The organism is Streptomyces sp. NBC_01571, from assembly GCF_026339875.1.
In the GTDB taxonomy this organism is placed as follows: Bacteria; Actinomycetota; Actinomycetes; order Streptomycetales; family Streptomycetaceae; genus Streptomyces.
Genome location: NZ_JAPEPZ010000001.1, coordinates 9,387,807 through 9,412,873 on the forward strand (window position 1 = coordinate 9,387,807; position 25,067 = coordinate 9,412,873).

Annotated in this window: 25 protein-coding genes and 2 pseudogenes; 16 read left to right on the top strand and 11 right to left on the bottom strand. The window is 72.2% G+C overall.

All coding sequences use genetic code 11. The annotated features are described in order from the left end of the window. Positions 1 to 128: 128 nt before the first annotated feature. Both OHB41_RS52775 and OHB41_RS52780 read right to left on the bottom strand, forming a co-directional pair. The gene (locus tag OHB41_RS52775) at positions 129 to 1,169 is read right to left on the bottom strand and encodes a DJ-1/PfpI family protein (RefSeq protein WP_266706535.1); all 1,041 of its coding nucleotides are present in this window, start codon (positions 1,167 to 1,169) and stop codon (positions 129 to 131) included. 237 nt (positions 1,170 to 1,406) lie between these two features. Beyond that, positions 1,407 to 2,204, bottom strand: a pseudogene (locus tag OHB41_RS52780) (PP2C family protein-serine/threonine phosphatase); the annotation flags it as partial. Positions 2,205 to 2,946: 742 nt separating this feature from the next. Here OHB41_RS52780 and OHB41_RS41935 point away from each other — a divergent pair. Further along, the gene (locus tag OHB41_RS41935) at positions 2,947 to 3,696 is read left to right on the top strand and encodes an SDR family oxidoreductase (protein WP_266705204.1); all 750 of its coding nucleotides are present in this window, start codon (positions 2,947 to 2,949) and stop codon (positions 3,694 to 3,696) included. 116 nt (positions 3,697 to 3,812) lie between these two features. Here OHB41_RS41935 and OHB41_RS41940 read toward each other — a convergent pair whose 3' ends face one another. Beyond that, positions 3,813 to 4,367 (bottom strand): TetR/AcrR family transcriptional regulator, encoded by a 555-nt coding sequence (locus OHB41_RS41940; RefSeq protein WP_266705205.1) that lies wholly within the window; start codon positions 4,365 to 4,367, stop codon positions 3,813 to 3,815. Further along, positions 4,364 to 4,726 (bottom strand): DUF1304 domain-containing protein, encoded by a 363-nt coding sequence (locus OHB41_RS41945; protein ID WP_266705206.1) that lies wholly within the window; start codon positions 4,724 to 4,726, stop codon positions 4,364 to 4,366. The genes OHB41_RS41940 and OHB41_RS41945 overlap by 4 nt, the downstream gene beginning before the upstream one ends. A 201-nt stretch (positions 4,727 to 4,927) precedes the next feature. Between OHB41_RS41945 and OHB41_RS41950 the strand changes: the two genes are divergently transcribed. From OHB41_RS41950 to OHB41_RS41975, 6 genes are all read left to right on the top strand, one after another. Then, positions 4,928 to 6,472 carry an oxidoreductase gene (locus OHB41_RS41950; RefSeq protein ID WP_266705208.1) on the top strand — a complete coding sequence of 515 codons (1,545 nt, stop codon included), beginning with the start codon at positions 4,928 to 4,930 and terminating at the stop codon, positions 6,470 to 6,472. A 202-nt stretch (positions 6,473 to 6,674) separates the two neighbouring features. Then, positions 6,675 to 8,522 carry a sensor histidine kinase gene (locus OHB41_RS41955; RefSeq protein ID WP_526025017.1) on the top strand — a complete coding sequence of 616 codons (1,848 nt, stop codon included), beginning with the start codon at positions 6,675 to 6,677 and terminating at the stop codon, positions 8,520 to 8,522. Between the two features lie 5 nt (positions 8,523 to 8,527). After that, positions 8,528 to 8,938 carry a roadblock/LC7 domain-containing protein gene (locus tag OHB41_RS41960; RefSeq protein WP_266705212.1) on the top strand — a complete coding sequence of 137 codons (411 nt, stop codon included), beginning with the start codon at positions 8,528 to 8,530 and terminating at the stop codon, positions 8,936 to 8,938. Further along, positions 8,935 to 9,309 carry a DUF742 domain-containing protein gene (locus tag OHB41_RS41965; protein WP_266705213.1) on the top strand — a complete coding sequence of 125 codons (375 nt, stop codon included), beginning with the start codon at positions 8,935 to 8,937 and terminating at the stop codon, positions 9,307 to 9,309. The genes OHB41_RS41960 and OHB41_RS41965 overlap by 4 nt, the downstream gene beginning before the upstream one ends. Then, positions 9,290 to 9,895: a GTP-binding protein gene (locus OHB41_RS41970; protein WP_266705214.1), complete on the top strand. Its 606-nt coding sequence runs from the start codon at positions 9,290 to 9,292 to the stop codon at positions 9,893 to 9,895. Before OHB41_RS41965 ends, OHB41_RS41970 begins: the two co-directional genes overlap by 20 nt. Beyond that, positions 9,892 to 11,271 (top strand): cytochrome P450, encoded by a 1,380-nt coding sequence (locus tag OHB41_RS41975; protein WP_266705215.1) that lies wholly within the window; start codon positions 9,892 to 9,894, stop codon positions 11,269 to 11,271. The genes OHB41_RS41970 and OHB41_RS41975 overlap by 4 nt, the downstream gene beginning before the upstream one ends. A gap of 69 nt (positions 11,272 to 11,340) precedes the next feature. Here the strand turns inward: OHB41_RS41975 and OHB41_RS41980 are convergent, their stop codons facing one another. After that, on the bottom strand, positions 11,341 to 12,969 hold the full coding sequence (locus OHB41_RS41980; protein WP_266705217.1) for an amidohydrolase: 1,629 nt from the start codon (positions 12,967 to 12,969) through the stop codon (positions 11,341 to 11,343). 41 nt (positions 12,970 to 13,010) lie between these two features. After that, on the bottom strand, positions 13,011 to 14,504 hold the full coding sequence (locus OHB41_RS41985) for an APC family permease (protein ID WP_266705219.1): 1,494 nt from the start codon (positions 14,502 to 14,504) through the stop codon (positions 13,011 to 13,013). A 118-nt stretch (positions 14,505 to 14,622) separates the two neighbouring features. Between OHB41_RS41985 and OHB41_RS41990 the strand changes: the two genes are divergently transcribed. The 3 genes from OHB41_RS41990 (at position 14,623) to OHB41_RS42000 (ending at position 16,390) form a co-directional block, all read left to right on the top strand. Then, positions 14,623 to 15,366, top strand: a complete 744-nt coding sequence (locus OHB41_RS41990) for a TetR/AcrR family transcriptional regulator (RefSeq protein WP_266705220.1) — start codon at positions 14,623 to 14,625, stop codon at positions 15,364 to 15,366. A gap of 89 nt (positions 15,367 to 15,455) precedes the next feature. Then, positions 15,456 to 15,917, top strand: coding sequence for a pyridoxamine 5'-phosphate oxidase family protein (locus OHB41_RS41995; RefSeq protein ID WP_266705221.1), 462 nt, complete (start codon positions 15,456 to 15,458; stop codon positions 15,915 to 15,917). An 80-nt stretch (positions 15,918 to 15,997) separates the two neighbouring features. Next, a complete protein-coding gene (locus tag OHB41_RS42000; protein WP_168531597.1) occupies positions 15,998 to 16,390 on the top strand; it encodes a VOC family protein in 393 nt (130 codons plus the stop codon). Positions 16,391 to 16,425: 35 nt separating this feature from the next. Here OHB41_RS42000 and OHB41_RS42005 read toward each other — a convergent pair whose 3' ends face one another. Continuing rightward, positions 16,426 to 16,752 carry a DUF4235 domain-containing protein gene (locus tag OHB41_RS42005; protein WP_266705222.1) on the bottom strand — a complete coding sequence of 109 codons (327 nt, stop codon included), beginning with the start codon at positions 16,750 to 16,752 and terminating at the stop codon, positions 16,426 to 16,428. 298 nt (positions 16,753 to 17,050) lie between these two features. Between OHB41_RS42005 and OHB41_RS42010 the strand changes: the two genes are divergently transcribed. Next, on the top strand, positions 17,051 to 17,995 hold the full coding sequence (locus tag OHB41_RS42010; protein ID WP_266706537.1) for a cation diffusion facilitator family transporter: 945 nt from the start codon (positions 17,051 to 17,053) through the stop codon (positions 17,993 to 17,995). A gap of 171 nt (positions 17,996 to 18,166) precedes the next feature. On the opposite strand, the gene OHB41_RS42015 is transcribed toward OHB41_RS42010, so the two are convergent. Beyond that, on the bottom strand, positions 18,167 to 18,610 hold the full coding sequence (locus OHB41_RS42015) for a nitroreductase family deazaflavin-dependent oxidoreductase (RefSeq protein ID WP_266705223.1): 444 nt from the start codon (positions 18,608 to 18,610) through the stop codon (positions 18,167 to 18,169). A gap of 165 nt (positions 18,611 to 18,775) precedes the next feature. On the opposite strand from OHB41_RS42015, the gene OHB41_RS42020 reads away from it, so the two are divergent. Beyond that, complete coding sequence (locus tag OHB41_RS42020; RefSeq protein ID WP_266705224.1) at positions 18,776 to 19,291, top strand: nuclear transport factor 2 family protein; 516 nt, start codon at positions 18,776 to 18,778, stop codon at positions 19,289 to 19,291. Positions 19,292 to 19,380: 89 nt separating this feature from the next. Here the strand turns inward: OHB41_RS42020 and OHB41_RS42025 are convergent, their stop codons facing one another. Further along, positions 19,381 to 20,013: a LysE/ArgO family amino acid transporter gene (locus OHB41_RS42025; protein ID WP_266705225.1), complete on the bottom strand. Its 633-nt coding sequence runs from the start codon at positions 20,011 to 20,013 to the stop codon at positions 19,381 to 19,383. A 421-nt stretch (positions 20,014 to 20,434) separates the two neighbouring features. Here OHB41_RS42025 and OHB41_RS42030 point away from each other — a divergent pair, with 421 nt between their 5' ends. Then, positions 20,435 to 21,622, top strand: a complete 1,188-nt coding sequence (locus OHB41_RS42030) for a cytochrome P450 (RefSeq protein WP_266705226.1) — start codon at positions 20,435 to 20,437, stop codon at positions 21,620 to 21,622. Positions 21,623 to 21,641: 19 nt separating this feature from the next. Further along, on the top strand, positions 21,642 to 21,836 hold the full coding sequence (locus OHB41_RS42035) for a ferredoxin (RefSeq protein WP_266706539.1): 195 nt from the start codon (positions 21,642 to 21,644) through the stop codon (positions 21,834 to 21,836). 108 nt (positions 21,837 to 21,944) lie between these two features. Here the strand turns inward: OHB41_RS42035 and OHB41_RS42040 are convergent, their stop codons facing one another. Further along, positions 21,945 to 22,514, bottom strand: coding sequence for a TetR/AcrR family transcriptional regulator (locus OHB41_RS42040; RefSeq protein WP_266705227.1), 570 nt, complete (start codon positions 22,512 to 22,514; stop codon positions 21,945 to 21,947). Between the two features lie 24 nt (positions 22,515 to 22,538). On the opposite strand from OHB41_RS42040, the pseudogene OHB41_RS42045 reads away from it, so the two are divergent. Further along, positions 22,539 to 22,802: pseudogene (locus tag OHB41_RS42045) on the top strand (DUF1348 family protein); the annotation flags it as partial. Between the two features lie 52 nt (positions 22,803 to 22,854). On the opposite strand, the gene OHB41_RS42050 reads toward OHB41_RS42045, so the two are convergent. Next, positions 22,855 to 24,306: an amidase gene (locus tag OHB41_RS42050; RefSeq protein ID WP_266705228.1), complete on the bottom strand. Its 1,452-nt coding sequence runs from the start codon at positions 24,304 to 24,306 to the stop codon at positions 22,855 to 22,857. A 210-nt stretch (positions 24,307 to 24,516) separates the two neighbouring features. Here OHB41_RS42050 and OHB41_RS42055 point away from each other — a divergent pair, with 210 nt between their 5' ends. After that, complete coding sequence (locus OHB41_RS42055) at positions 24,517 to 25,065, top strand: flavoprotein (protein ID WP_266705229.1); 549 nt, start codon at positions 24,517 to 24,519, stop codon at positions 25,063 to 25,065. Positions 25,066 to 25,067: the final 2 nt, after the last annotated feature.

Below are 25,067 nucleotides of genomic sequence, written 5' to 3' on the forward strand. Positions count from 1 at the left end.
GTGCGCCGTCGCGGAACCTGCACGGCACATGACGCCGTGACCGCATGGTCACACCCGGAACAGGTCACTGCTCCTCGGAACTGTCCGTGTCCGGAACGACCCGCGGGTCATGGGTCATGGGTCACGGGTCACGAGGAGTCCGCGGTGGCCGACGATTCCAGGCACCCGGCCGGGACGCCGAAGTCGGTGGACACCGCTCGACTTCCGGCGCCGGGGGCGGTGGCCGGGCGCGTGGTGCGGAAGCGGTCCCGGTAGGTGCCGGGGCTCACCCCGAGCCGGCTGCGGAAGGCCCGCCGCATGGTCTCCTCCGTACGGAATCCGCTGCGTCGCGCGACGGTGTCGAGCGGTTCGTCCCCGCCCTCGAGGAGCGCCTGTGCCGCCTCCAGGCGGATGCCTTTCACGTACTCGCCGGCCGTGGTGCCGATCTCCGTACGGAACAGCCGGGTCAGGTGCCGTGAGCTCAATGCCGCTCTGTCGGCCAGTGCCTGCAGACTGTGGTCACCCCGAGGGTCGGCTGCCACCCGGTCCAGGACGTCACGCAACGGTGAGTTCGCGGGGCGAAGGGACTGCTGACGCACGCTGAACTGGGACTGTCCGCCGGGCCGTGCCATGAAGACCACCAGGTGCTTGGCGGCCGCCCGGGCGACGTCCGGACCCAGGTCGGACTCGACGAGCGACAGCGTCAGATCGATGCCGGCGGTGATCCCGGCAGAGGTGATGAATCTGCCGTCCCTGACGAAGATCGCCTCGGAGTCCACCCGGACGCGGGGATAGCGGGCGGCGAGGTCCGCGGCGAGTTTCCAGTGGGTGGCGGCCCGCCGCCCGTCCAGCAGCCCGGTCTCGGCCAGAGGGAACGTGCCGGCGCAGACGGCCGCGACCGTGGCGGTGCGGGACCTGTCGGCGAGCCGCGTGATGCCCTCGACGAGCGGTGGATCGGCGACCGCCTCCCACCACTGGGGACCCCCGGGGACGACGAGTGTGTCGACGCCGGAATCGACGTCGCCCAGCGCCCTGTCCGGTACGAGCCGGAGCCCGGCGGTGGTGCGCACCGGCCGCCCGTCGAGGGAGGCGGTGGTCAGCCGGTAGTCGCCGCCGAGCTCGTTGGCCGCGGCGTACACGTCCAAGGGCCCGGTGACGTCGAGCGACTGCACCCCGTCGAACATCAGCACAAGGACGCGATGGCGCGCCGCGTTCCGGGTGACCCCCGTGGAGCGACCACGGGACGGCTCGGGGGGAACGGCCTGATCTTTCCCCATGGGCTTCTCCGTCCTCGTCGGTGGGGGCGCGGCCTGCGGCGAGCTGGGAGCGGAATCGCCGGGGTGGCCCGCACGCGCCAGGGCTGCCGTTCCCGCCGTTTCCGGGTCACGTACCCGGGATGTCGTGGAGGCGGGTGTTCGCTGGAGGGCGATCATGGCGGCGTCGTCGCCCAAGGGGCCGCTGATGTGACGGGAGAGGTCGCCCTGGACGTACCGGAGGAGTTGCTCGGGGCCGGTGCCGGCCCAGGAGGCGACCCGCTCCTTCAGGGGGTAGAAGGCGCCTGACCCGTCGCGGGCTTCGGTGATGCCGTCGGTGTAGAGCATCAGGACGTCTTCGGCGGCGAAGGGGAAGGTGTCCTGGTGGTGGTCGCGGGCGGAGGAACTTCCCAGGCCCAGGGGCGGGCTGCATCGCTGAGGCTTCAGGAGGGTTGCGCGGCCTCTGTCCGAGAGCAGGGGCGCGGGATGGCCGCAGCTGACCGCGTGCACCACCGGATGGTCGTCGGGGATCTCCAGCAGCAGAGCGGTGACGAAGCGTTCGCCGGCCTCCTGGTCGGTTTCGACGACCTCTTCCAGGTGGCTGCGGATGCTGGCCTCGAGGTGAGCGGCCACTTCCGGGAGGGTGGGGTAGCAGCGGGCGGCTTCCCTGAACGCGCCGAGTGCGGCCGCCACCTCGTGTATGCCCTGCAGCCCCTTGCCGCGCACGTCGCCGATCAGGACCCGCGTGGCACCAGGGATGCGGACGGCGCCGTAGAGGTCGCTGCCGACCGTGGCGTGCGCGTCGGACGCCTGATAGGTGGCTGCGACACGCAGCGGGCCGAGCCGGCCGGGGAGGGGACGCATGACGACCCTCTGCGCGATTTCCGAGACGGCGCGAAGGGTGTTCACTTCCGTGCGGTGACGCTGTCGCAGGGCGCAGAAGAGGATGACGACCGCGCAGACGACGAGCATGGTGACGGACCGCGGGACAGTGGCGAACAGTAGCCGAGGGCAACCGAGGTCGAGGCCGATTCGGGCCGTACCCGACACGAGGACGACTCCTGCGCTGAGCGTCGGGCCGGCGAGGGTCGCCGCCACCGTCGAGACGGCGGCGAGCAGGGTCACCCAGCCGACGGCCGGGACGTACGCGCCGCCGAGGACGATGACGCCCACCAGAGCCAGGAGTACGGCGACCAGCCGCAGACGTGACGGCAGGGAACCGCGGCTGGTACCGGCCCGGCCGGCACCCGGGACGAGGTCGGCATTCCACCGGGAGGCCGCGGCGGGGTGGGGGAGGGGCGGTGAAGTGATCACGCACTGTTCCTAACGGGTCGGGGACCACTGCCCGGCTTGTCGAGCGCACAGGCGGTGCACGGGCAGTCACTGCGGATCCCGTGCGAAGTCCCCGGACGGGGAACGGCGTTCCTGCGCGGAGAGGCGGGCTCCGAAGCTCGCTCGCGAACCGGTCATGGGAAGCGCCGCACATCGACGCCTTGTGGGGTCCATGTGTGCGCTCCGAGCACGGCGCAGTCGCGGGCTTTCCAGGTATGACCGCTTATGCGCCTGATTTGTGACGTCGGCAACGCCTGAGCGGATCCGGTCCGAACGGCACCCGAAGCGGAAGGGGCCGACCATGGTCACGGGCCAGGACGTCACAGTCTCGGGGTCTCCGCTGTCATGTACTTGTACAACGTCAAGTGGGACGGGAGCAGTCATGAAGATCGCGGTGGCCGGCGGTACAGGAGTCGCCGGGCGGCTCGTCGTGGAAGTGCTACGAGCGCGCGGGCACACGCCGGTGGTGCTGTCCCGCGGGCAGGGCGTCGACCTGCTGAACGGGTCCGGGCTGGATGCGGCGCTGGCCGGCGCCGAGACGGTCGTCGACGTCAGCAATGTGACCACGATGCGCAGATCCGTGGCGATGAACTTCTTCGACACCGCGGGTCGGCATCTCGTCGGCGCGGCGGAGCGGGCGGGGGTGCGGCATCTCGTGACCCTGTCGATCGTGGGGATCGACAGGGTCAAAAACCCGTACTACGCGGGCAAACTGCGGCAGGAGGAGATCGTCCGCGGCGGGCCGGTGCCGTGGACCGTTCTGCGGGCCACCCAGTTCCACGACTTCGCGGGTCAGCTGCTGAGCAGCCTGCCCGGGCCGATCGCGATGGTGCCGATGGGACGGCTCCAGCCCGTCGCCGTACGGGAGGTGGCCGAAGCCCTCGCCGACCTCGCCCTCGGATCGCCGCGGGGGATGGCCCCCGAGATCGCCGGCCCGCGGGTGGAGTCGCTGGTCGACATGGCCCGGCGCCGGATCGCCGCGGGCGGCGTCCGCCGGCGCCCGGTCCTGCCCCTGTATCTTCCCGGCGGGATGAACAGTGGCGGCCTGCTTCCGACCGGCCCCGGACCGCGGGGCACCCGGACGTTCACCGACTGGCTCGGTGAGCAGAGGACCACTGCCACGAACGGCTAGGGCGTGCCAGGCGTCGCGAGGCGGGCGGGATTTTCGCAGCACGCCTGCCCTAGCGGACGGTCGAGCCGGCCCCACGCGGTGGAGACGTGGCCCGGGACGCAGGACACGGTGGGGTGTCACCGGCTCATGTGCAGGGTCACCAGCAACTGCCATACCTGGTGGGCGACTTCCTCCGGAGTGCCCACCAGCAGACCGTGCAGCCAGTCCGCGAGCACCCCCGCGAAGGTGGCGGCGACCGCGGAGGCTACGAGGGCGGCGTCCGGGGCGCCCGCGAGGGTCCGCTCGGTCAGACTGCGGGCGCGCAGGTCCCGGTGCAGGACATGACCCAGGGGGCCGCCGCCGCCGGGGCTCAGGAGGGCCCGGTAGAGGCCGGCGTGCGGCGCGAGGCCGGTGAAGAACGAGAGGAGCGCGGGCGGGGCCGACACCGGGTCGGGCCGCCCGCGCCACGCGTGCAGCGCGTCCACGGCCTCGCGGACGACATCGGCGCAGGTGTCCACCGCGAGCGCCTCCAGGTCGGCGTAGTGCAGGTAGAACGTGGCCCGGCCCACTCCGGCGCGCCGCACCAGCGCGGCGACGCCGACCTCCTCCAGCGGGCGCTCCGCGCACTCCGCGAGCAGTGCCCGCCGCAGCCTGTCCCGGGTGCGGGCCGCCCGGGGATCCTCGGGCGTCACCGGGCGACGAGGACGGCGGCCAGGGCGAGCGCGCCGGGCAGCGCCTGCGCGAAGAGGATGCGCCGGTTCGCGGTGACCGCTCCGTACACCCCGGCGATCACCACGCACACCAGGAAGAAGACCCGCACGCGGAAGCCCGTCGGGTCGGCCGCGAGCAGCCCCCACACCAGACCGGCGGCGAGGAAGCCGTTGTAGAGCCCCTGGTTGGCGGCCATCGGCGCGGTCGCCCGGGCCATCTCCGGATCGAAGCCGTGCAGTCCCCGCCCCGGCTTCTTCTCCCACAGGAACATCTCCATCACCAGGATGTACACGTGCAGCGCGGCCACCAGGCCCACCAGCACGTTCGCGACCGTCTCCATCGTCAGCAAGCTCCCTCGTGCGATCGAAAATCCTGGACAGGTGTCCACTATAGCCGGACAGCTGTCCAGGAAGTCTCGGGCTGCCTCCGGTTGTCCCGTGCGCCCCCTGGGTAGGGCGATGCAGCGGATTCCTTTGCCGGAGGGGGAGTTGACGTGTCGGGCAGCCTCGCGCCAGGGGGATGGAGCGGGAGTGAGCGGGGAATGTGGGCCGCTTTCCGGAGGGGCGAGTGGTACGCGGACGGGGGCGAGGTACGGGCCGCGGTCGTCCGCAGGCTGCTGCTCGCGCCGCCGCCCGCCGAACCGGGCCACCTGCCCCGGCTGCGGCTCAGGGACGTACGGATCACCGGGAGGCTCGACCTCGCCGAGGCCGTCGTCGCCGGGACCCTGCGGATGCGCAACTGCCGCTTCGAGCAGGTCCCCTGGCTCGACGGCGCGGCACTGGGCGCCCTCGAACTGCGCGACTGCGTGCTGCCCGGACTCTCCGGGGTCGGCGTCACCATCGGCGGGAAGTGCGAGATCACCGCGTGCCGGGTGGAGGGACCGACGGACCTGTACGGCGCGTCGATCGGCGGCACCCTGCACCTGGAGAACAGCCGGCTGACCGGGCGCGGTGAGCGTCGCGGCGAACGCGCCCTGCAACTCCTGTGCGCCACGATCGGCGGCGACATCCAGGCCGGCTCGGGCTTCGCCGTCGACGGCTGCACCGACCTGCGGGACACCTCCGTACGCGGCAGCGTCGTGCTCACGGGCGCCGCACTGCGCAACCCGTCGGGTACGGCGCTCAAGGCCAACCGGCTGCACATAGGAGGCAACCTGAACTGCCGCGGCGGACTCGTCGCCGAGGGCACCGTCGACCTGTGCGACGCCCGGGTGGGCGGCGGTGCCCTCTTCGAGGACGCCTCGCTCTCCGCCGTGCACGGACCGGCCCTGCGCGCCCACGGCATAGACGTCGGAGCCGAGTTCAACCTCTGCGACGGGTTCACCGCGCTCGGCAGGCTCTCCATGAGCAGCATCACGGTGCGCAGCCGGTTCTGCTTCAAGGACGGTCTCATCGACGCCCCCGCCGGACAGCCGGCCCTCATCAGCCGGCGCTCCACCGCCTCCGAACTCGACCTGCGCTTCCGGGAACCCGTCAAAGGCGTGGTGTCCCTCAGCCACACCCGCGTCACCGTGCTGAGCGCCACCCCGGAGACCTGGCCCAGGGCACTGCGCATGGACGGCATGGTCTACGACAGCCTGCTGCCCCAACTGCCCGCCCGGCAACGGCTTCCGCTGCTCGCCCGTGACCCCGAGGGGTTCACCCCGCAGCCGTACGAACAACTCGCGGCCACCTACCGGCAGCACGGCCACGACCGTGACGCCCGCACGGTGCTGCTCGCCCAGCAGCGCAGGCTGCGCGGCACACTGCCGTGGCCGGGGCGCGTGTGGAGCGGCTTCCAGGACCTCACCGTCGGCTACGGCTACCGGCCGATGCGCGCCGTGTGGTGGCTGTGCGCGATCATGCTCAGCGGGATCCTGCTGTTCACGCGCTGGCCCCCGCAAGCGGTCGACCCGGGCAAGCCGCCCCACTTCCAGGCGGCCATCTACACCTTCGACCTGGTGCTGCCGCTCGTCGACTTCGGGCAGGAGCAGGCGTTCAGTCCACGGGGCGGGCTGCAGTGGGCGGCCGTGGTCCTCGTCTGCCTGGGCTGGCTGCTCGCGACGACGGCCGCCGCGGGCGCCAACCGCGTTCTCCGCAGGACCTGACACCCGACCGAGCACTCCTGTCGGAGGGTGATCGAATACGCACCGCTCTGCGTCGCCGGGTTGATCCTTTTGATCTAGAACCCGATAAGCTCCCCTGGGACAAGGCGAGTTGAGGCGGACACACTCGCTCGTCCCGTGCCGCGCGCGCGACCTGTACGACGCCCGCACACCCCCCTGTGTTCGAGCGTGCTGCTTTTGAAGGATGCAGATGGAACTTGCCACTTCGCCCCCGGCGGCGCGGGCACCCGTCGCCTGGTACGGCTGGTGGCTGATGCCGGTCGCGCTGGGAGCCGGAACCGTCGCCACCGCGGTCGCCGGCCCCGACCAGGTCCAGATCCCCGCGGCGTTCGCGGGTACGGCGGCCACCACGGCCGGCGCCATCTGTGTGCGGCTTCTCCTGCGCACCCGGTCCCAACTGCGCCGTGCCGCCGACGAAATCCTCGGCGAACGGGCGGAGCGGTCCCAGCGGTTGCAGCGGCACGTGGCGGACCTGGAGCGGGAGTTCGCCGCCGAACGCGCGGTCCTGGACGCACAACTGGCCGACCGGACCCGCACCTTCGAGACCCGTCTCGCCGAGCAGACACAGACCTACGAAAACCGCGTCGCGGAACAGACGGACGGCCACGAGGCACGCGTCGCCGAATCGTCCGAGGGTTACGAGGCGCGCCTCGCCGAACGGTCCGAGGATTACGAGGCGCGCCTCGCCGAACAGGCCCGCACCCACGAGGCGCAGCTCGCGGAAGAGATCCGGACCCACGAGGCGCGCCTCGCCGAGCAGGCGCGGGCCCACGACGCGCGGATCGCCGAGCAGGCCGAGGCCCACGAGACCGGGATCGCCGCGCGGACCCAGGTCTGGCAGGAGCAGCTCGCGGTGCAACTGGCCGTCGTCGGCAGGCTTGGTGACACGTATCTTCCCGGCGCGCTCGAACGGCTGCGGGCCGGTGAGGCCATCGACGACATCCTGCCGGAGGTCGCGCAGGAGACGGACGCCGGCCCCGAACTCCGTGCCGAGCTGCGGAAGATCCTGCGGACCGCGCTGATCGGCGTCGAGGCGGAGTTCGACCGCTCCACCTCCGCCGAGCAGGCCGTGATCAGCATCGGCAGCCGTATGCACGTGCTGACCAGCAAGCTGCGCGGCCGTCTGCACGAGATGCAGGGTGAGCACGGCCGGCTCCCCGCGGTGGCCCGTGGGCTGATGGAGCTGGACCAGGAAATCGGCCCCGCCGACTGTCTCGCCGCCAGCATCGGCGTGCTCGGCGGCTCGGACCGGCCCGGACGTCAGTGGCAGGAGCCGCAGCGGCTGCTCAGCGTGGTCCGCGGCGGTATCGGCCGCATCAAGGACTTCGGCCGCGTCCAGGTCCGTCATCTGCCCGAACTCGGTGTCGACGGCGCCCTGGTGGACCACCTCACGCTGCTCTTCGCCCATCTCCTGGACAACGCGGCACGCTACTCGCCGCCCACCGAACCGGTGGTCGTCTCCGGGCGGGAGGTACCCAACGGGGTCGGCATCGAGATCCAGGACGCGGGCAAGGGGCTGAGCGAGGAGAAGAAGAACGAGGCCGTGCACACCCTCGCGGGTACCTCGGCCGGCCCGGGCCTCGGCGGTATCTCGGAGGACGCGAACCTGGGCCTGCGTGTGGTGGGCACGCTGGCACGCCGCTACGGCATCCGGGTCACCTTCGCCGACTCGCCCTGGCTCGGCACCTCGGTGGTCGTCGTCGTACCGCACAAGTACTTCAGCCCGCTGCCCGTCACGGTCACCGACCCGGCCCCCGCCGCCGGGACCGCCGCGGACCGGGCCGCGACGAGTGACGAGAGCGCGGACACCACGTCCGGCGGACTTCCCCGGCGCCGCGGCAGACGGACCGGGGTCCCGGATCCGCGCCCCGGCGCCGCGGGCCGCACCGAGGAGTCCGTGGCCGCCGTACCCCCCGCCGCGTCCTTCGCCGGCCTCGCCGCCTTCGCCACGGCCGGCCGGGACAGCGCCCCGCCGCACGGCACGGCCGCGGCACGTGAGTCCGACGAGCACCGCACTGAAGAGAGCGACTAGTTCACATGACGCAACAGGGAACCGACGTCGGCTGGGCGCTCCGCGACCTGACGGAGAGCATCAAGGAGATCCGCTTCGCCCTCGTGGCCTCGAGCGACGGCAAGGCCATCACCTCCTACGGCGCCGACGACCCCGACGACGTGGACCGGTTCGCCGCCGTGGTCGCCGGTCTGCAGGCGCTGGCCCAGCCGGTGGCCGAGCAGTTCCCCCGCCGTGCCGGGGGGCTGCGGCTGGCGATGATCGAGGTCGACGGCGGCCACCTGTTCGTAGTGCGGGCCGGAGTGGAGACATACCTCGGAGTGGTGGCCAGGGAAGGTCTCGACCAGGGACTTCTCGGCCACCAGATGAGGGATCTGGCCCGCAGGATGGGTGAACTCCTGGGCACCGAACCACGCTTGGAGGAGCACTCTGGATGAGTGCTCCCCGCCGGCCCACGGACCCCTCCGGCCTTGAGCGCTACTACGTCCTCACCGGCGGCCGCAGTGGGCCGGGCGGCGGTCCGGCGGCGGGCCTCGACGTCGCGACCCTCGTCGTCTCCCGCGCTGTCCCCGCCCCGGGCATGCAGCCCGAGCACGAGGAGATCCTCCGGCGCTGCCGCGAGCCGCTCTCGGTGGCCGAGCTCGGCGCCCATCTCGAACTGCCCTTCAACATTCTCGCGGTGCTCCTGGCCGATCTGCTGGACGCAGGCCGTGTCGAGGCCCGTCATCCCCTACCGGAGTCGGACACCGGTCGCGGGCCCGGCCGCGCGCTCCTCGAGGAGGTACTCCGTGGACTTCAAAGGCTTTGACCGTCCCGACCGGGGGTCGGACGGCGGCCCCCGCTCGGTGAAGGTGATGATCGCCGGCGGCTTCGGCACCGGCAAGACCACCCTGGTGGGCTCGGTCAGCGACATCAAGCCGCTGACCACCGAGGAGACGCTGACCGCGGCCGGCGCCGGCGTCGACGACCTGATCGGCGTGGCCGACAAGACGCGGACCACCGTCAGCATGGACTTCGGCAGGATCTCCCTCAACGAGGAGCTGGTGCTCTACCTGTTCGGGACGCCGGGCCAGGAGCGGTTCTGGTTCCTGTGGAACGGCCTGTTCAAGGGCGCGCTCGGGGCGATCGTCCTGGTGGACACCCGGCGGCTGGACTCCAGCTTCCGGGCCATCGAGGAGATGGAACGGCAGGACGTGCCCTTCGTCATCGCCCTGAACGTCTTCCCGGACTCTCCGCGGCACCCGGTCGGGGAGATCCGCGACGCCCTCGACCTTCCTCCGCACACCCCGATCGTGGCCTGCGACGCCCGGGACCGGGCGTCAAGCCGTGACGTCCTCATCGCGCTCGTACGCCACCTGCAGGAACGCTCCGCCGCCGCTCGGGAACCGCGATGAACGACCGGCTCACACACGATGCCGGCGCCCCCCGCGGCTGCCCGGTGGCACACGGCGACGCACACGACCGCGCGGGCGGCAGCGCGCACGACCGTGCGGACGGCGCTGCGGGCCGCGGCCTCACCCGGCTGTACGGACCTGGGGCGGCGACCGATCCGCAGGAGTTGTACGCGCGGCTGCGCGAGGAGTACGGGGCGGTGGCCCCGGTCCTCCTGGAGGGCGACGTTCCCGCCTGGCTGGTCCTCGGCTACCGGGAGAACCGGCGTGTGCTCGACAACGCCCGTCAGTTCAGCCGGGACGCCCGCATCTGGCGGGACCGGAAGGAAGGCCGTGTCGACGACAGGTCACCACTGATCCCGATGCTCGGCTGGCGGCCCGACTGCGTGTCCCAGGACGGCGAGCCGCACCGCAGGCTGCGCGGCGCGGTCACCGACAACCTGCGGACCGTCGCGGCACGTGGCATCCGGCGCCATGTCGCGCACTTCGCCCACCGGCAGATCGACGCGTTCGCCGGCACGGGCAGCGCCGATCTGGTGGGGGAGTTCGCCGAGTACCTGCCGATGCTCGTCCTGACCCGGTTGTTCGGACTCCCGGCGGCCGAGGGGCGCAACCTCGCCGTCTCCTGCGCCGAGGTCATCAAGGGCGGCGAGGGCGCCCTCGCCCACAACGACCTGATCACGCGCATCCTCGCGGATCTCACCGACCGCAAACGTGCCGAGCCCGGCGCCGACTTCACCACCGGACTGATCGAGCACGAGGCCGGCCTCGACGAGGACGAGATCCTCAGCCATCTGCGCATGGTGCTGATCACCGCGCACACCACCACCAGCAACCTGCTGGCCCGCGTGCTCCAACTGGTCCTGACCGACACCTCCCGGCTAGCCGGGCTGGTCAGCGGAGAGCTGGACGTCTCCGCGGTCGTCGAGGAGGTGCTGTGGAACACCCCGCCGCTCGCCGTCCTGCCGGGGCGCTTCGCCGCCGTGGATCTCGAACTCGCCGGCCACCGCGTCATGGAGGGCGACCTGCTGGTGCTAGGGCTCGGCGCCGGAAACCTGGACCCCGGGATCCGGCCGGAGGCCGGGGTCCAGGTGCGGGGCAACCAGTCGCACCTGGCGTTCAGCGGCGGCGCGCACGAGTGCCCCGGACAGGGCATCGGCCAGGCCATCATCGGGACGGCCGTCGACGTCCTGCTGCACCGGCTGCCGGGCCTGCGGCTGGCCGTGCCGGCCGGTGAACTCACCTCGACGGCCTCCACCTGGGAAACCCGACTGGACCGGCTGCCGGTCGAGTTCGCGGCGCGGACGGGAGAGGAAGGGCGGACGGGAGAGGAACGGCGGACGGCTGCTGGATGGCCTCCACACCCCTCCGCCCCCTGACCCGCTGCTCGGCGTCGTGCCCGAGCGCGTCGCACCTTTGCCGGACGCGTGCCGCCCAGTGCCGCGCCGTCACGCGTCCGGTGCCTCGTGGACGCGCTCACCCCCCACATAGGTCAGCGCGACCCCCGTCGTGCCGATCTCCTCGGGCGGCCCGGCGTACGGGTCGCGGTCCAGCACCACCAGATCCGCCAGCGACCCCGCCCGCAGACTCCCGGTGTCGTCGAGATGGTTGGTGTACGCGGATCCCGCTGTGTACGCCGTGAACGCGGCGGTCAGCCCCACGCGTTCGGCCGGCAGGAACACCGGCTCCGTCGCGTCCGGCGCCACACGGTTGACCGCGACATGGATGCCCTGGAGCGGGTCGGGACTGCTGACCGGCCAGTCGCTGCCCGCCGCGAGTCGCGCCCCGGACCGCAGCAGCGAGCCGAACGGGTACTGCAGGGCAGCCCGTTCGGGCCCGAGGAAGGGAATGGTCAGCTCGTCCATCTGCGGTTCGTGCGCGGCCCACAGGGGCTGGATGTTGGCCGTGGCGCCGAGCCGCGCGAAGCGGGGCACGTCGTCGGGGTGCACGACCTGGAGGTGGGCCAGGTGCGGACGCGTGTCGCTCGGGCCGTTCGCCTTCCGCGCCGCCTCGACCGCGTCCAGGGCGTCCCGTACGGCCCGGTCGCCCAGCGCGTGGAAGTGGCACTGAAAGCCGAGGGCGTCCAACTCGGTGACGTATGCCGGAAGTCGGGCCGGATCGATGAAACTGGTGCCCCGATTGGCGGTGGCGCAGCCGCAGCTGTCGAGATAGGGGTCCAGCAAGGCGGCGCTGCCGTTCTCGGCGACCCCGTCCAGCATCAGTTTGACGCTGGTGGCGCGGAACCGCCCATGGCTCAACGCGGCTCGGCGCTCCACGAGTTCGGGGATCTGCTCGGCCCCGCGTTCCCGGTCCCACCACAGTGCGCCGACGACCCGCGCGGTCAGCGAGCCGTCGCGGGCCGCCGTCAGATACGCGTCCGACGGGTCGTCCATTCCCAGGAAGGCGCCGACGAGCGCGTCCTGCCAGGCGGTGATGCCGAGCGCGTGCAGATGCCGTTGGGCGTGCAGCAGCGCGGCGAGCCGGTCCGCCGGGGTGGCCGGGGGAAGGAGCCGGCCGACGTACCGCATGGCCCCTTCCTGGAGCATCCCGGTGGGCTCGCCCGAGGCGTCCCGCTCGAAGCGCCCGTCGGCCGGGTCCGGAGTGTCGCGTGTGACACCCGCAAGCTCCAGGGCACGGCTGTTGGCCCAGGCCCCGTGGTGGTCCCGGTTCGGCAGGTACACCGGCCGGTCCGGCACGACCGCGTCCAGCACCTCTTTCGTGGGCGTACCGCCCTCGAACGCCTCCATGGACCAGCCGCCGCCCGTGATCCACTCCCGGCCGGGGTGCGCGTCGGCGTACGCACGGACGGCGCGCACGGTCTCCTCGGCGGTCCGCGCGCCCGTCAGATCGCACCGGGCGAGTTCCAGTCCCGCCGGGACGGGGTGGAGGTGCGCGTCCTGGAAACCGGGCAGGAGCAGTCGTCCCGCGAGGTCGACGACCTCGGTCCGGGGGCCGGTCAGTTCGTGCGCCGCGGCCCCGACGGCGGTGATCCGGTCGCCGGTGACGGCGACCTCGGTGACGGTGGGGCCCTCGGGAGTGAGGACCGGTCCACCGGTGAACAGGAGGTCAGCGTGCATGTGTCCGTTCCTTGGTCGGGTGTCGGCGGTGCGGGGAGCGGTCAGCGGGGTGCGGCCAGCAGCCGGGGCGCGTCGGCGTCGGTGCCGCGGCCGGTGCGGAAGTACGGGGATCTGCGCACCCACTTGGCCCAGGCGGCCGCCGCGCATCCGGACGCGATCATGAGGCCGGGCACGAGCAGCAGGAACCACCCGTTGTCCGCGCTGACTTCGAGATGGTCGGTGGAGGTGTAGAACGACCAGGCGAGGTAGCCGCCGAGGCCGAGCAGGGCCGCGGCACTCAGGGACGGGAGCACCACGGCCCGTATCCCCTGCCGCCAGTCCTCGCGCAACAGGCCGCGGAAGCGCGCCGCGGCCGCCAGGGCGGTGAGCGCGTAGGACAGGGCGACGACGATCCCGACCGCGTTCACCGTCGCCATGATCATGTCGGCGAGCCGGGGGATCACCAGGGCGAGCACCGCCACCGCGGCCGCCAGCGCGCCGATCAGCTGGGTCCCGGCCGCCGGAGTCCCGTACCGGGAGCTGACCCTGGACCACACCGGTCCCAGCGTGCGGTCCCGGCTCATCGCGAACATCCCGCGAGCCGTCGGGATCACCCCCGCCTGCAGGGAGGCGACGGCCGAGAACATCAGCGCCACCAGAGGCAGCGCGGCGAGCGGCCGGGAAGCGAGACGGTCGCCGAAGAACGCCAGCCCCTGGGCGCCGTGGCCGGCCAACTCGTCCTCGGAAAGCACACGTTGGAAGGCGACCGAGCCGAGGAGGAACAGCCCGAGCATCGTGACCAGCGTGATGGTCCCGGCCCGTGAGGCGTCCTTGGGGTCACGCACCTCCTCGTTCACGGTGAACGCCGCCTCGAACCCCCAGTAGCAGAACACCGACAGCAGCATGCCCTGCGCCAGGGCCGAGGCCGAGGGGATCTGGAACGGGTCGAACCAGCTCAGGCGGAAGGCGTGCGGACCGGTGACGATGCCGTATCCGCAGAAGCCCAGCAGGACGACGTACTCGAAGACCAGCAGCCCGCCCTGCAGACGGGCGGCGGTTCTGACCCCGGTGACCGCCGTGAGGGTGACGGCGACGAGGACCACGACGCCCACCGCGGTCGTCTGGGCGGTGGAGTCCGGGTCCAGCGCGAACCCGGCCGCCTCGTGCAGCCCCGCCTCACCGGCGAGTTGCAGCATGGCCGAGCCGGTCACGGCGGTGGTGTAGGCGAGAAAGGCCACCGTGGCCACGATGTTCACCCAGCCGACCAGGAAGCCGAGCCAGGGAGTGAGTGAACGGCCCACCCAGACATAGCCGTTGCCCGCGTTCGGCTCGACCCGGTTCAGCCGGGAGTAGGCGCCCGCGATCCCCAGGACCGGGAGGAAGGCGAGCAGCATGATGGCGGGCAGATGCAGACCGACCACCCCCGCCGTCACGCCCAGCCCGATGCCGATGCTGGTGGTCGCCGCCGTACTGGAGGCGGCGATCGCCACGCCGTCCACGACACCGAGGGACTTGCGCAGGGACGGGGGATCCACACCGTACGGCTTCTGCGTCATGGCCTGCTCCGATCGCACCCGGGGCCTGGTTGCGGCCCGATGAGCGGAAATGAAACTGCCCGGGGCCTTAACAGGTCAACGCCGTTGACATAAGGTGCCCGCACCGGAGGGAGAGCCCATGACCGAACGAGTCGTCCCGCCCGCCGCCCGGCGGCGCCGACGCCCCACCAAGACGGGTGTGGTCCTCTCCGAGGAGCTCATCGTCGAGACGGCGCTGCGGCTGCTCAAGGAGCACGGCGCCGACGCCCTCACCGTCCGCCGCCTCGGCCTCGCCCTCGGCGCCGATCCCACGGCCCTGTACCGGTACTTCCGCGACACCGACGACCTGCTGCTCGCCATCGCCGACGAGCTCATCGGCCGTACCCTGCGCACCTGGCGCCCCACCGGTGACTGGCGGGCCGACCTGCGCGACCTCGGCCTGCGGATGCACTCCGGATCGCTCGCCCATCCCCAGGCCGCGGTGCTCAGCGCCTACCGCGTCACGGGCCGGGTCCACGAGATCGCGGCGGTGGAGACGATCCTCGGCGTGCTGCGCGGCGCCGGCTTTCCCGACGCCGAGGCCGTACGGATCTACCACGCGTTCGTCGACCAGGCGCTGGCCTTCGCGGCCCTCGACGCGGCGAGCGTGGCCCTGCCCCGGGCCGCTCGGGAGGCCGAGGCCGGGGTGTGGCGGGCGACGTACGCGCGGCTGTCCCCCGACACCCACCCGCACATCGCGGCGACGGCGCGTCATCTGGTGGCGGACATGCGACGCAGCGCCTACCCGGTGGCGCTCGACCTGCTGCTGGCCGCGGCGGCGGCCCGGCTGGACGAGATACAGGAGCTCCCGCGGCCGCAACCGACGCGGCGGACGTGGACGTGACCGGAGGGCCCCGCCGGTCACACCGCCCGACTCTCCCGCGTCGTTCCCCCGGACCTGTCCGTACCACGGCCCCAGGAGGCTGACCGCACATGACCCCGCCCGCCCGCACCTTGAAGCAGCGCACACAGGACACGCTCCACCGGCTGGAACAGGACGTCGACGTCTGGGTGTCCACGGCAGGCCCCGACGGCGCGGCGCCCCACCTGATCCCGCTGTCCTACCTCTGGGACGGCACGACCGTGCTGCTGGCCACCCCCGGCGCCAGTCCGACGGGCCGCAATCTGCGGACGACGGGCACGGTACGTCTGGCCTTCGGACCCACCCGCGACGTGGTCGTCGTCGACGGCACCGTCGACACGCTGGAACCCGCCGCGCTGCCGGCCGGTGTCGGCGACGCCTTCGCCGAGCGGACCGGCTTCGATCCACGCCGCCTCACCACCGCCTACCTCTACTTCCGTGTCACTCCACGGCGGGTACAGGCCTGGCGCGAGGCCGACGAGATCGCCGGCCGCGACCTCATGCGGGACGGCGGGTGGCTCGTGGACGACTGATTCCGCGGGACGGGGTATCCGGGAGGCGCGGGGCAGCGACGGCCCGGCCGACCGCGCCCCCGATCCCCTACGGAGGAAGCATGGCACTGGTCCTGGCAGGCGTGGTGGTGCTGGACTGCGCCGAGCCCGAGAAGCTCGCCGCGTTCTACAAGGAACTCCTCGACGGCGAGGAGACGGACACGAGCGCGAACCGTATCGACATCAGAGGCGCGGACGGGACGCGGATGGGGTTCCGCAGGGACCTCACGGCGACGCCGCCGAGTTGGCCGCGCCCCGAGAACTCCCTCCAGGTCCATCTGGACTTCCAGGTGGCGGACCTGGACGAGGCGGAGCGCCGGATCGTCGGTCTCGGCGGGCGGCCCATCGAGACCAAGGACGCCGCGGGACCCTTCGAGGAGCGGGGCTACGCCGACCCGTCGGGGCACTCGTTCACCCTGTGCCTCACGCCCACCATGGCGCCGAAGCTGGGCTGAACCCACCGCCGCATCCGGCCCGGCGGACACGGTCGTCAGCTCCGGCCACCACGGCCGCCTCTGCCCTTCCCCTTGTCCGGGGACGGCCAGATCCCCGTCGAACGCTCGACGGCCTTCGCGCCCGCGCGGTCCGCCGCGCTGCGGGCGACGGCGAACAGCGCGCCCTGGAGGGCCGCGGCGAGCAGCACCTCACCCCAGCCGCGGTCCTTGTCCAGCGCGTCGGGCGCGTCCTCCTCGTGGCGCACCGCCTTCCACGCCGCCTCGAAGGCCAGTCCGGCCAGGGCTCCGCTCGCCCAGCCCAGCGCGAATCCCAGCGGCTTGTAGACGAGGGGGAGTTGGAGTTTCTTCCGTTTCCTGGGCACGTGGGTCTCCTTCTGTGGTCCGAGTCGACGGTGCCACCGAATCCGGACGTCGGGTAGAGGGCCGCACCGTCCGCCGAAGTGTGAGGCGCGCGGGCCTGGGCAATCGGACGGGGTGAATCGGACATCGCAGGACCGGTCGGACCGGCCGAAGCCGTCGGCACAATCCCAGGAGCCGAAGGAGCCGAAGGAGCCGAAGGAGCCGAAGGAGCCGAAGGAGCCGAAGGAGCCGAAGGAGCCGAAGGAGCCGAAACAGTCGGAGCCGGCGCCGAAGCCGAAGGGGCAGGACCACGGAACGCGCCTGACCGTGCTCGTGGCCCTCGGGGCCAATCTCCTGATCGCCGTGGCCAAGGCGGTGGGCGGACTGCTCACGGGCTCGCCCGCACTGCTCTCCGAGGCCGCGCACTCCGTGGCGGACAGCCTGAACGAGGTCTTCCTCCTCGCCGCCCTGCGCCGCAGCCGACGGCCCGCCGACCACAGGCACCCGTTCGGCTACGGCAAGGAACGGTTCTTCTGGTCGCTGCTCGCCGCCGTCGGCATCTTCGTGATGGGCGGCTGCTTCTCGTTCTTCCAGGGCTTCGAGGCGCTGAAGAGCGGCAGCGAGGAGTCGTCCAGCGGCTATGTGGCGGGGCTGGCGGTGCTGGTCGTCTCCTTGCTCGCCGAGGGCGCGTCCCTGTTCCGCGCGCTTCACCAGGTGCGCGGACAGGGCGGCGCCGGAGGGCTGCGCGACCCCGCCCTGCGCACGGTGGTCGCCGAGGACGGCACCGCCGTGCTGGGCGTGACGCTCGCGATCATCGGCATGGCGCTGCACATGATCACCGGACAGATCGTGTGGGAGGCCTCGGCATCCTTCGCCATCGGGGCACTTCTGGTGGGCGTCGCCTACTGGTTGGGCCGCGACGCGCGCGAGCAGCTCATCGGCCGGGCCGCCGACCCCGAGTCGAGCGGCCGGATACGTGCCCTGCTCGAGGCACAGCCCGAGATCGACAGCGTGGAGGCGCTGCTCACCATGGAGATCGGCCTCGACTCGACCCTGGTCGCCGCCCGGATCGACCTCGTACCGGGGATGGACAGCGAGGAGGTCGAGGAGGTCGCCGTCCGCATCAAACGCTCCGTCGCGCACACGGTGCCGGAGGCGGACCAGATCTTCCTGGACGTGACCGACGCGGCGGCGGCACGGGCCGCGTCGCGCGAGGACGGGACAGCGGAAGACCCCGCCGCGACGGGGGAGCGCGGCGGGGCCTGAGGTACGGGTGCCCGGGGGGCGACGGCTCATGCACGGCATGTTCGCGGGACCTCGACGTCGGCCCCGAGGCCCCTTCGAGGACCTCGGCGCGGACGCGGCCGGGACCCCCGGTCAGGCGTGGCCGGGACCCCGCTCACGCGCCGCGTGTCGTCGCCCAGGCGTCCGCGCAGCTCAGTCCGTCGGCTCCAGCACGAAGACGGGGATCTCGCGGTCCGTCTTCTTCTGGTAGTCGGCGTACGAGGGGAACGCCGTGACCGCCCGCTCCCACCACTCGTCCTTCTCCGCACCGGTGACCTCACGCGCCCGCAGGTCCTGGCGCCGGGCACCGTCCTGGAGTTCGACGTGCGGGTCGGACTTCACGTTGAAGTACCAGACCGGATGCTTGGGGGATCCGCCGAGCGAGGCGACCGCCGCGTAACGGCCGTCGTGCTCGACGCGCATCAGCGGGGTCTTGCGGATCTTGCCGCTCTTGGCACCGCGGGTCGTGAGAATGATGACCGGCAGTCCCGTGTCCTGCAGTGTGGTGCCCTCGGTGCCGCCGGAGCTCTCGTACAGCTCCACCTGGTCGCGCACCCACTGCGTCGGGCTGGGTTCGTACTCACCCTCAAGAGGCATGACTTCCGTCCCATCTCGCGTCGTACTGGTCCTGTCTCGGCATGATTCAACACCAGCGCGGCCGTGAATCATCCGCACCATGACCCCGCGGGTAATCGCGGACGCGGGACACGTGCGGGACCGTGGAGCCGTTCCCGGACGAGGACCACGGAGAGGGCGGCCCCCATGTCATCAGTCACCCCACACGTTCCGACAACCGGTGCCGTGGCCCAGGAGTTGCTGCGCCGGATCGGCGCCGGCGTCCCCGAACGGATCGCCGAGCTCTACGCCGAACGGATCGACTGGCAGCTCAGCTGGCCACGGGACGAGCACGGGCGCGCCCCGACCCCGTGGATCCGTCCGCGGTCCACCCGTGCCGACGCGGCCGCCCACTTCCGGGAGCTGGGCGCGCACCATCTGCCCGGAGGCGCGGACACGACGATCGAGCGGATCCTCGTCGACGGTGCGCAGGCCGTGGTCCTCGGTGAGATCCGGCAGACGGCCCGGGCGACCGGGCGCCCCTACCGGGCCCGGTTCGCCCTGCACCTGACGGTCGAGGACGGTCTCGTCGTACGGCATCACGTGTACGAGGACAGCCTCGCGGTGGCCCGCGCCTTCGAACCCGGCGACGACGTCCGACCGGTGTCCCCGGGCACTTTGGCCCTCCCGGGCGCCCCGGCGGCCCCTCGTCACCACCGGTGACCGCGCCCGCCAACTCGCCGGTCCCACCGGCGGATCGAGGCACGTGCAGGACCGCAGCCGGTCAGGCCGGTCACGGCGGGTCCGCGCGCTCACGAGGAGGCGGCGAGCATCCGCACGGCGAGCACCATGATCACGCCGCTGGACACGAGCGCCGTGACCAGCCGCCCCCGGTGTCCCGTCAGGACCCGCCCCAGCAGTGCGCCGCCCCCGGCGATCAGCAGCTGCCAGCTCGCGGAGGCGACGAACGCGGCGAGCACGAACACCCCCTGCTCCAGCGGCCGTACCGCCTCGGTCGCACGGCTGCCGAGGACCAGCGCGGCGAAGTAGACGATGGTGGTGGGGTTCAGGAGGGTGATCCCCAGCAGCGTCAGATACGCCCGCGCCGGGTGCGCCGGATCCTTCGTCGAGCGGGCGGTGAGCCGCCGCTCGCGGTACTGGCGCAGCGCGGTGACGGTGCCCCGTACCGCCAGGGCGGCCAGGACCAGCCCGGACACCCAGCGCAACGGCACCAGCACCGGCTGGAGCGCGGCGGCGAGCGCCGCGCCCCCGAGCGCGGCGACCAGGGCGTACACCCCGTCCGCGGTCGCGATGCCCAGGGCTGCGGACCCGCCGATCCGCAGTGACGTACGAGCGGTGAGGGACACTAGATAGGTCGCGACCGCTCCGACGGGGATGGCGATGCCATAGCCCGCGAGCAGCCCCGCGACGAGCGCGGCGGTCACGATCGGGGAAGTGAGGGCCTCCGCGGTCGGCCGGGCTGCTGCTGGACCCGCACCGGACGAGTGGCGGCGGAGGTCTGCGGCAGGAAGGCTTCGAACATGGACATGCGCAGATCCTCGGGCCTCCGAGGCGGCCCGTGCAACCGAATTTCGGGGGCCGCCGACGGGATCACAAGGGACACCGCCGAGCCACGTGGAACGGGTGTCCACCGTGGCCTGGGCGGGCGGTTCGAGCCATGTCCACGCGTGGGCGCCACCCCGCCGGCCTCAGGGCGCCCGGTCGGCGCCCCGCCGGGCGACGGCGTTCGGCCAGACCGCCCGACCGGAGCATCTGGCCGAACTTCGAGTGGCTCTGTAGATGCCTGGGGCATCTAATGAGAGCGGCAAGATCGGCAAGAGGGAACCATCGCATGCGAGGTCACTCATGACAGAAACCGTTGCCTTCCCCCAGGACCGTACGTGTCCTTACCACCCGCCCACCGCCTACGACCCCCTGCGCGAGGCGCGCCCCCTGTCGCGGGTGTCCCTGTACGACGGCCGCAGCGTGTGGGTCGTCACGGGCCACGGCATCGCCCGTGACCTCCTCACCGACCCACGGCTCTCGTCCGACCGCACCCGTCCGGCGTTCCCGATGCCCACGGAGCGGTTCGCCTCCGCCCGGGACCGCCGGGTGGCGCTCCTCGGGCTCGACGATCCCGCGCACCACACCCAGCGCCGCATGCTGGTCCCCAGCTTCACCCTCAAGCGGATCGGGACCCTGCGCCCCCGTATCCAGGAGACCGTGGACCGGCTGCTCGACGCCATGGAGCAGAAGGGGCCGCCCGCCGAGCTGGTCGGGGACTTCGCGCTGCCCGTGCCGTCGATGGTGATCTGCGCGCTGCTCGGCGTCCCGTACGCCGATCACGAGTTCTTCGAGGAGCAGTCCCGCAGGCTGCTGCGCGGCCCCGCTGCCGCGGACACCCAGGACGCCCGCGACCAGCTGGACGCGTACTTCGGATCGCTCATCGACCGCAAGCAGAAGGATCCGGGCGACGGACTGCTCGACGAGCTCATCCAGGACCGGTTGCGCGAGGGCGCGGTGGACCGCGAGGAGCTGATCAGCCTCGCGACGATCCTGTTGGTGGCCGGCCACGAGACGACCGCGAACATGATCTCGCTCGGCACGTTCACCCTGCTCAGGCACCCTGAGCAGCTGGCGGAGCTGCGGGCGGAGCCGACGCTCATGCCCGCCGCCGTCGAGGAGCTGCTGCGCTTCCTCTCCATCGCCGACGGACTGCTGCGGGTGGCCACCGAGGACATCGAGGTGGCCGGGGCGACGATCCGCGCCGACGACGGAGTCGTCTTCTCGACCTCCGTCATCAACCGTGACGAGCACACCTTCCCCGAGCCGGACGCCCTCGACTGGCACCGTCCGGCCCGTCACCACGTCGCGTTCGGCTTCGGCATCCACCAGTGCCTCGGCCAGAACCTCGCGCGTGCCGAGATGGAGATCGCCCTGCTGTCGCTGTTCGACCGGCTGCCCGGACTGCGGCTGGACGCGCCGGCGGACGACATCCCCTTCAAACCCGGAGACACGATCCAGGGGATGCTGGAACTCCCCGTGACCTGGTAAGAGGCTTACGGGCATGACCATCCACATCGTTATCGACAAGGACGTCTGCATCGGCGCGGGACAGTGCGCGCTGACCGCGCCGAGCGTCTTCACCCAGGACGACGAGGGATTCAGCGAGGTGCTCCCCGGCCGCGAGGACGGCGGCGGTGACCCACTGGTCCGGGAGGCCGCGCGGGCCTGCCCGGTGGGCGCCATCACCGTCTCGGAGGCCTGAGGACACCTCCGGCGGATCCGGGAAACCTCCCGCGGACCCGAGGGCACCCTCCTCGGGTCCGTCCGTCGCGCCTTCCGGCCGGTCCGGTGGCGGTGGTGTCGTGTCCGTTCAGCCGGCGTGCCGGAGGGAGGAGATGAGTGCCCCGGCCGCCGAGGCCGCGTGCCCGGCGGCCTCCACCTCGCGCGTGATGCCCGCGGTGACCATGGCTCCCTGATCGGCGAGCGAGTCCGGCAGCCCCGCGTCGGTCACGAGGCCGCCCAGATAGTCCCTGAACGCCTTCTTGTGCGCGCGGACCTGGGCGGTCACGCGTGGTGAGGTGGCGCCGAGTTCACCGTAGGAGTTGATCCAGGCGCACCCGCGGAAGTCCGGTTCCCCGAACCACAGCCGGAGCCGGTCGAACACGGCCGGAATCCGCCGCTCGGGCTCCTCGTGCCGGTCGACGTGCTCGGCCAGCCGGCGCCGCCAGCGGAGGTCACGCCGCTCCAGGTAGGCCTCGACCAGCAGTTCCTTGGCGGGGAAGAGCTGGTAGAGCCGCTTGAGGGAGAGGCCCGAGGCGCCCCGGATGTCGTCCATCCCGACGCTCTGGACGCCGCGGCCGTAGAACAGCTCCTCCGCGGCGTCCAGCGCCTGTTCCCGGGCCTGCGCGAGGGCCTGCTCGCGGGCGCTCGTGATGTCCATGGGCAGGGGGCTCCTTGACGCGACGAGCGCGAGCGGGAGTACGCCCTGCGCAAGGACCTCTGGTACTTCGACGGCAACCGCATCGCCGTCCGCTTCCAGTACGAGTCCCGGGACGCGGACGGCCGGTGGTGGCGGTCGTACGGCAACGAACCGTGGGAGTTCGACGGGCAGGGGCTGATGACCCGCCGCGAGGCGAGCATCGACGACGTGCCGATCGAGGAGAAGGACCGCCGGCTCTTCGGCCGGCGCTCCGAGGCCGAACGCGGGGCGTCCCTCCCGCTCCGGTGACGCGGGGCCTCTCCGGTGACGCAGGCCGCCCCTCCTTCTCCGGCAGCACGCCCTACTTCGGTACCTGGAAGCCGCCGATCCTCTGCTCGAGCAGCTCGGCCAGCCGCAGCGGGGTGCGGTCCTCGAACATCGGACCGATGAGCTGCACTCCCACCGGCAGGCCCTCGGGGGACCGGCCCGCGGGCACGGCGGTGGCCGGCAGGCCGGGCATCGTGGCCTGACCGGCCCAGACGAGCTGGTCGAAGTACGGGTACTCGACGCCGTCGATGTCGATCCGGCGGTCCAGCAGATCGGGGTCGTGGTCGTGCGGGAACGCGGGAGTGGGCGTGACGGGACACACCACGGCGTCGAACTCGGCGAAGAGCCGCCGCCAGCCGTGACGGTGGAGCTCGCGACGGCCGTTCGCCTCGATCCAGTCGCGGTGGCTCAGCACCATGCCGCGCAGCCGCGCCGCATCGAGACTCCGGTCGTCCGCGCTCAGTCCGGCGGCGCGGCTCCGCAGTTGCTCGTACGCCGCGACGGGAAAACGTGCAACGGAGCCCGAGAACAGCAACTGCGTGTAGACCACCGCGGCTTCGGCCGGATCGGGCAGCAGCGGACTGTGCCGCTCGACGCGGGCGCCGCCGTCGACAAGGGCGTCGGCGACCCGGTTCACACCCGCCCGCACAGCGGACCCGGTCGGAATGAGCGGATGCTCGTCGAGGACCAGGACCCGGAAGTCGCGGAGCCGCTCGTGGCGCGCGGGCGGCAGCCTCAAGTCGTGCGCCACACCGAGCGTCAGCGGGTCCGGTCCGGCCATCACGTCGAGCAGGAGCGTGAGGTCGCGGGCAGTGCGCGCCATCGGACCGACGACCGCGAGGTCAGGGTCGCCCGGCAGGGCCGGCGTGGGCGGCGGGACCATCCCGCGGCTCGAAGCCAGCCCGAGTGTCGGCTTGTGCGCGTAGACACCGCAGAAATGTGCGGGGGTGCGCAACGAACCGGCGATGTCGGAGCCGATGGACAGCGCGCCGAATCCGGACGCCAGGGCCGCCGCTGACCCGCCGGAGGACCCACCCGGCGTGCGACCGTGATCCCACGGGTTGTTGGTGGTGCCGTAGATCTCGTTGAAGCTCTGCATGTCCTGCAGCCCCAGGGGCACATTGGTCTTGCCGAGCACCACCGCGCCCGCGGCCCTGATCCGCGACACCTGCACCGCGTCCTCGTCCGGCAGGTAGTCCCGGTGTGACGGCATGCCCCAGGTCGTGGGCAGCCCGGCGATGTTGTAGGACTCCTTGACCGTCACCGGAATGCCGAGCAGCGGCCTGTCCTCACCGCGGGCGCGCGCCTCGTCGGCACCGCGCGCGGCGGCCCGCGCACGGTCGAAGTCCGGCACACAGATCGAGTTGACCGTCCTGTCGTCCCGCTCGATACGGGCGATCGCCTCGTCGGTCAATTCCACCGAGGTCACTTCACCGGCGCGCAGGGAAGCCGCGAGTTCTTCGGCCGTCCGAAAGTTCCAGTCCATGAATCCGACCGTAGCGGCCCCGGAAACGGGCCACGAAATGCCGCTTCGCACAACGGAATGGATGTCTCAATCCTGGTCTCCAAGGACCAAGTCCGCACGCGGCGGGACTCCTTGGACGACACTCTTCGGCGACGGGCTCCTCGCTCCGCCGGCGTCGTCGGCCAAGTGGCCGTACGAAGAAGCCGTCAACGGAACACTAGGGTTCTCCGGGTGACCGAACGCACCGGGCGGGCCCCCGCCGCAAAGCCCTTCCTCTACGTCGTCGTCTGCGCGGCGGGCATCGCGCAGGACGTCGGCAGACTGATCGCCGCCGCGCAGGAGCGCGGCTGGGAGGTCGGCGTCATCGCCACCCCGCAGGGGCTCGGGTTCTTCGACGCGGAGGCCGTCGGGGCACGGACCGGCCGCCCGATCCGGTCCGCGTGGCGGGCCCCGGGCGACCCGCGCCCCTTCCCGGCCCCCGACGCGGTGGCCGTCGCTCCGGCCACCTTCAACACCGTGAACAAGTGGGCGGCCGGGATATCGGACACCCTCGCCCTGGGGACCCTGTGCGAGGCGTACGGTCTCGGCGTCCCGATCGCCGTACTGCCCTGTGTGAGCGACTCGCTGGCGGCTCACCCCGCGTATCGCGCGAGCCTCGACCGGCTGCGCGGCATGGGCGTCCGGTTCGGCGACCGGTACTCGGGGGAGCCGGGTGCGGACGGACGGCGCGCGGAGTTCCGCTGGGAGCGGGTGCTGGACCTGCTCGCCGCCCGCACCTGACG

Bases quoted from the DNA above. Each gene is read 5' to 3' on its own strand.
- OHB41_RS41935 (WP_266705204.1), top strand. From the start codon at position 2,947: ATGAAGATCGCGGTGGCCGGCGGTACAGGAGTCGCCGGGCGGCTCGTC.
- OHB41_RS41945 (WP_266705206.1), bottom strand. From the start codon at position 4,726: ATGGAGACGGTCGCGAACGTGCTGGTGGGCCTGGTGGCCGCGCTGCAC.
- OHB41_RS41950 (WP_266705208.1), top strand. From the start codon at position 4,928: ATGTGGGCCGCTTTCCGGAGGGGCGAGTGGTACGCGGACGGGGGCGAG.
- OHB41_RS41955 (WP_526025017.1), top strand. From the start codon at position 6,675: ATGCAGATGGAACTTGCCACTTCGCCCCCGGCGGCGCGGGCACCCGTC.
- OHB41_RS41960 (WP_266705212.1), top strand. From the start codon at position 8,528: ATGACGCAACAGGGAACCGACGTCGGCTGGGCGCTCCGCGACCTGACG.
- OHB41_RS41965 (WP_266705213.1), top strand. From the start codon at position 8,935: ATGAGTGCTCCCCGCCGGCCCACGGACCCCTCCGGCCTTGAGCGCTAC.
- OHB41_RS41975 (WP_266705215.1), top strand. From the start codon at position 9,892: ATGAACGACCGGCTCACACACGATGCCGGCGCCCCCCGCGGCTGCCCG.
- OHB41_RS41980 (WP_266705217.1), bottom strand. From the start codon at position 12,969: ATGCACGCTGACCTCCTGTTCACCGGTGGACCGGTCCTCACTCCCGAG.
- OHB41_RS41985 (WP_266705219.1), bottom strand. From the start codon at position 14,504: ATGACGCAGAAGCCGTACGGTGTGGATCCCCCGTCCCTGCGCAAGTCC.
- OHB41_RS41990 (WP_266705220.1), top strand. From the start codon at position 14,623: ATGACCGAACGAGTCGTCCCGCCCGCCGCCCGGCGGCGCCGACGCCCC.
- OHB41_RS41995 (WP_266705221.1), top strand. From the start codon at position 15,456: ATGACCCCGCCCGCCCGCACCTTGAAGCAGCGCACACAGGACACGCTC.
- OHB41_RS42000 (WP_168531597.1), top strand. From the start codon at position 15,998: ATGGCACTGGTCCTGGCAGGCGTGGTGGTGCTGGACTGCGCCGAGCCC.
- OHB41_RS42015 (WP_266705223.1), bottom strand. From the start codon at position 18,610: ATGCCTCTTGAGGGTGAGTACGAACCCAGCCCGACGCAGTGGGTGCGC.
- OHB41_RS42020 (WP_266705224.1), top strand. From the start codon at position 18,776: ATGTCATCAGTCACCCCACACGTTCCGACAACCGGTGCCGTGGCCCAG.
- OHB41_RS42030 (WP_266705226.1), top strand. From the start codon at position 20,435: ATGACAGAAACCGTTGCCTTCCCCCAGGACCGTACGTGTCCTTACCAC.
- OHB41_RS42040 (WP_266705227.1), bottom strand. From the start codon at position 22,514: ATGGACATCACGAGCGCCCGCGAGCAGGCCCTCGCGCAGGCCCGGGAA.
- OHB41_RS42050 (WP_266705228.1), bottom strand. From the start codon at position 24,306: ATGGACTGGAACTTTCGGACGGCCGAAGAACTCGCGGCTTCCCTGCGC.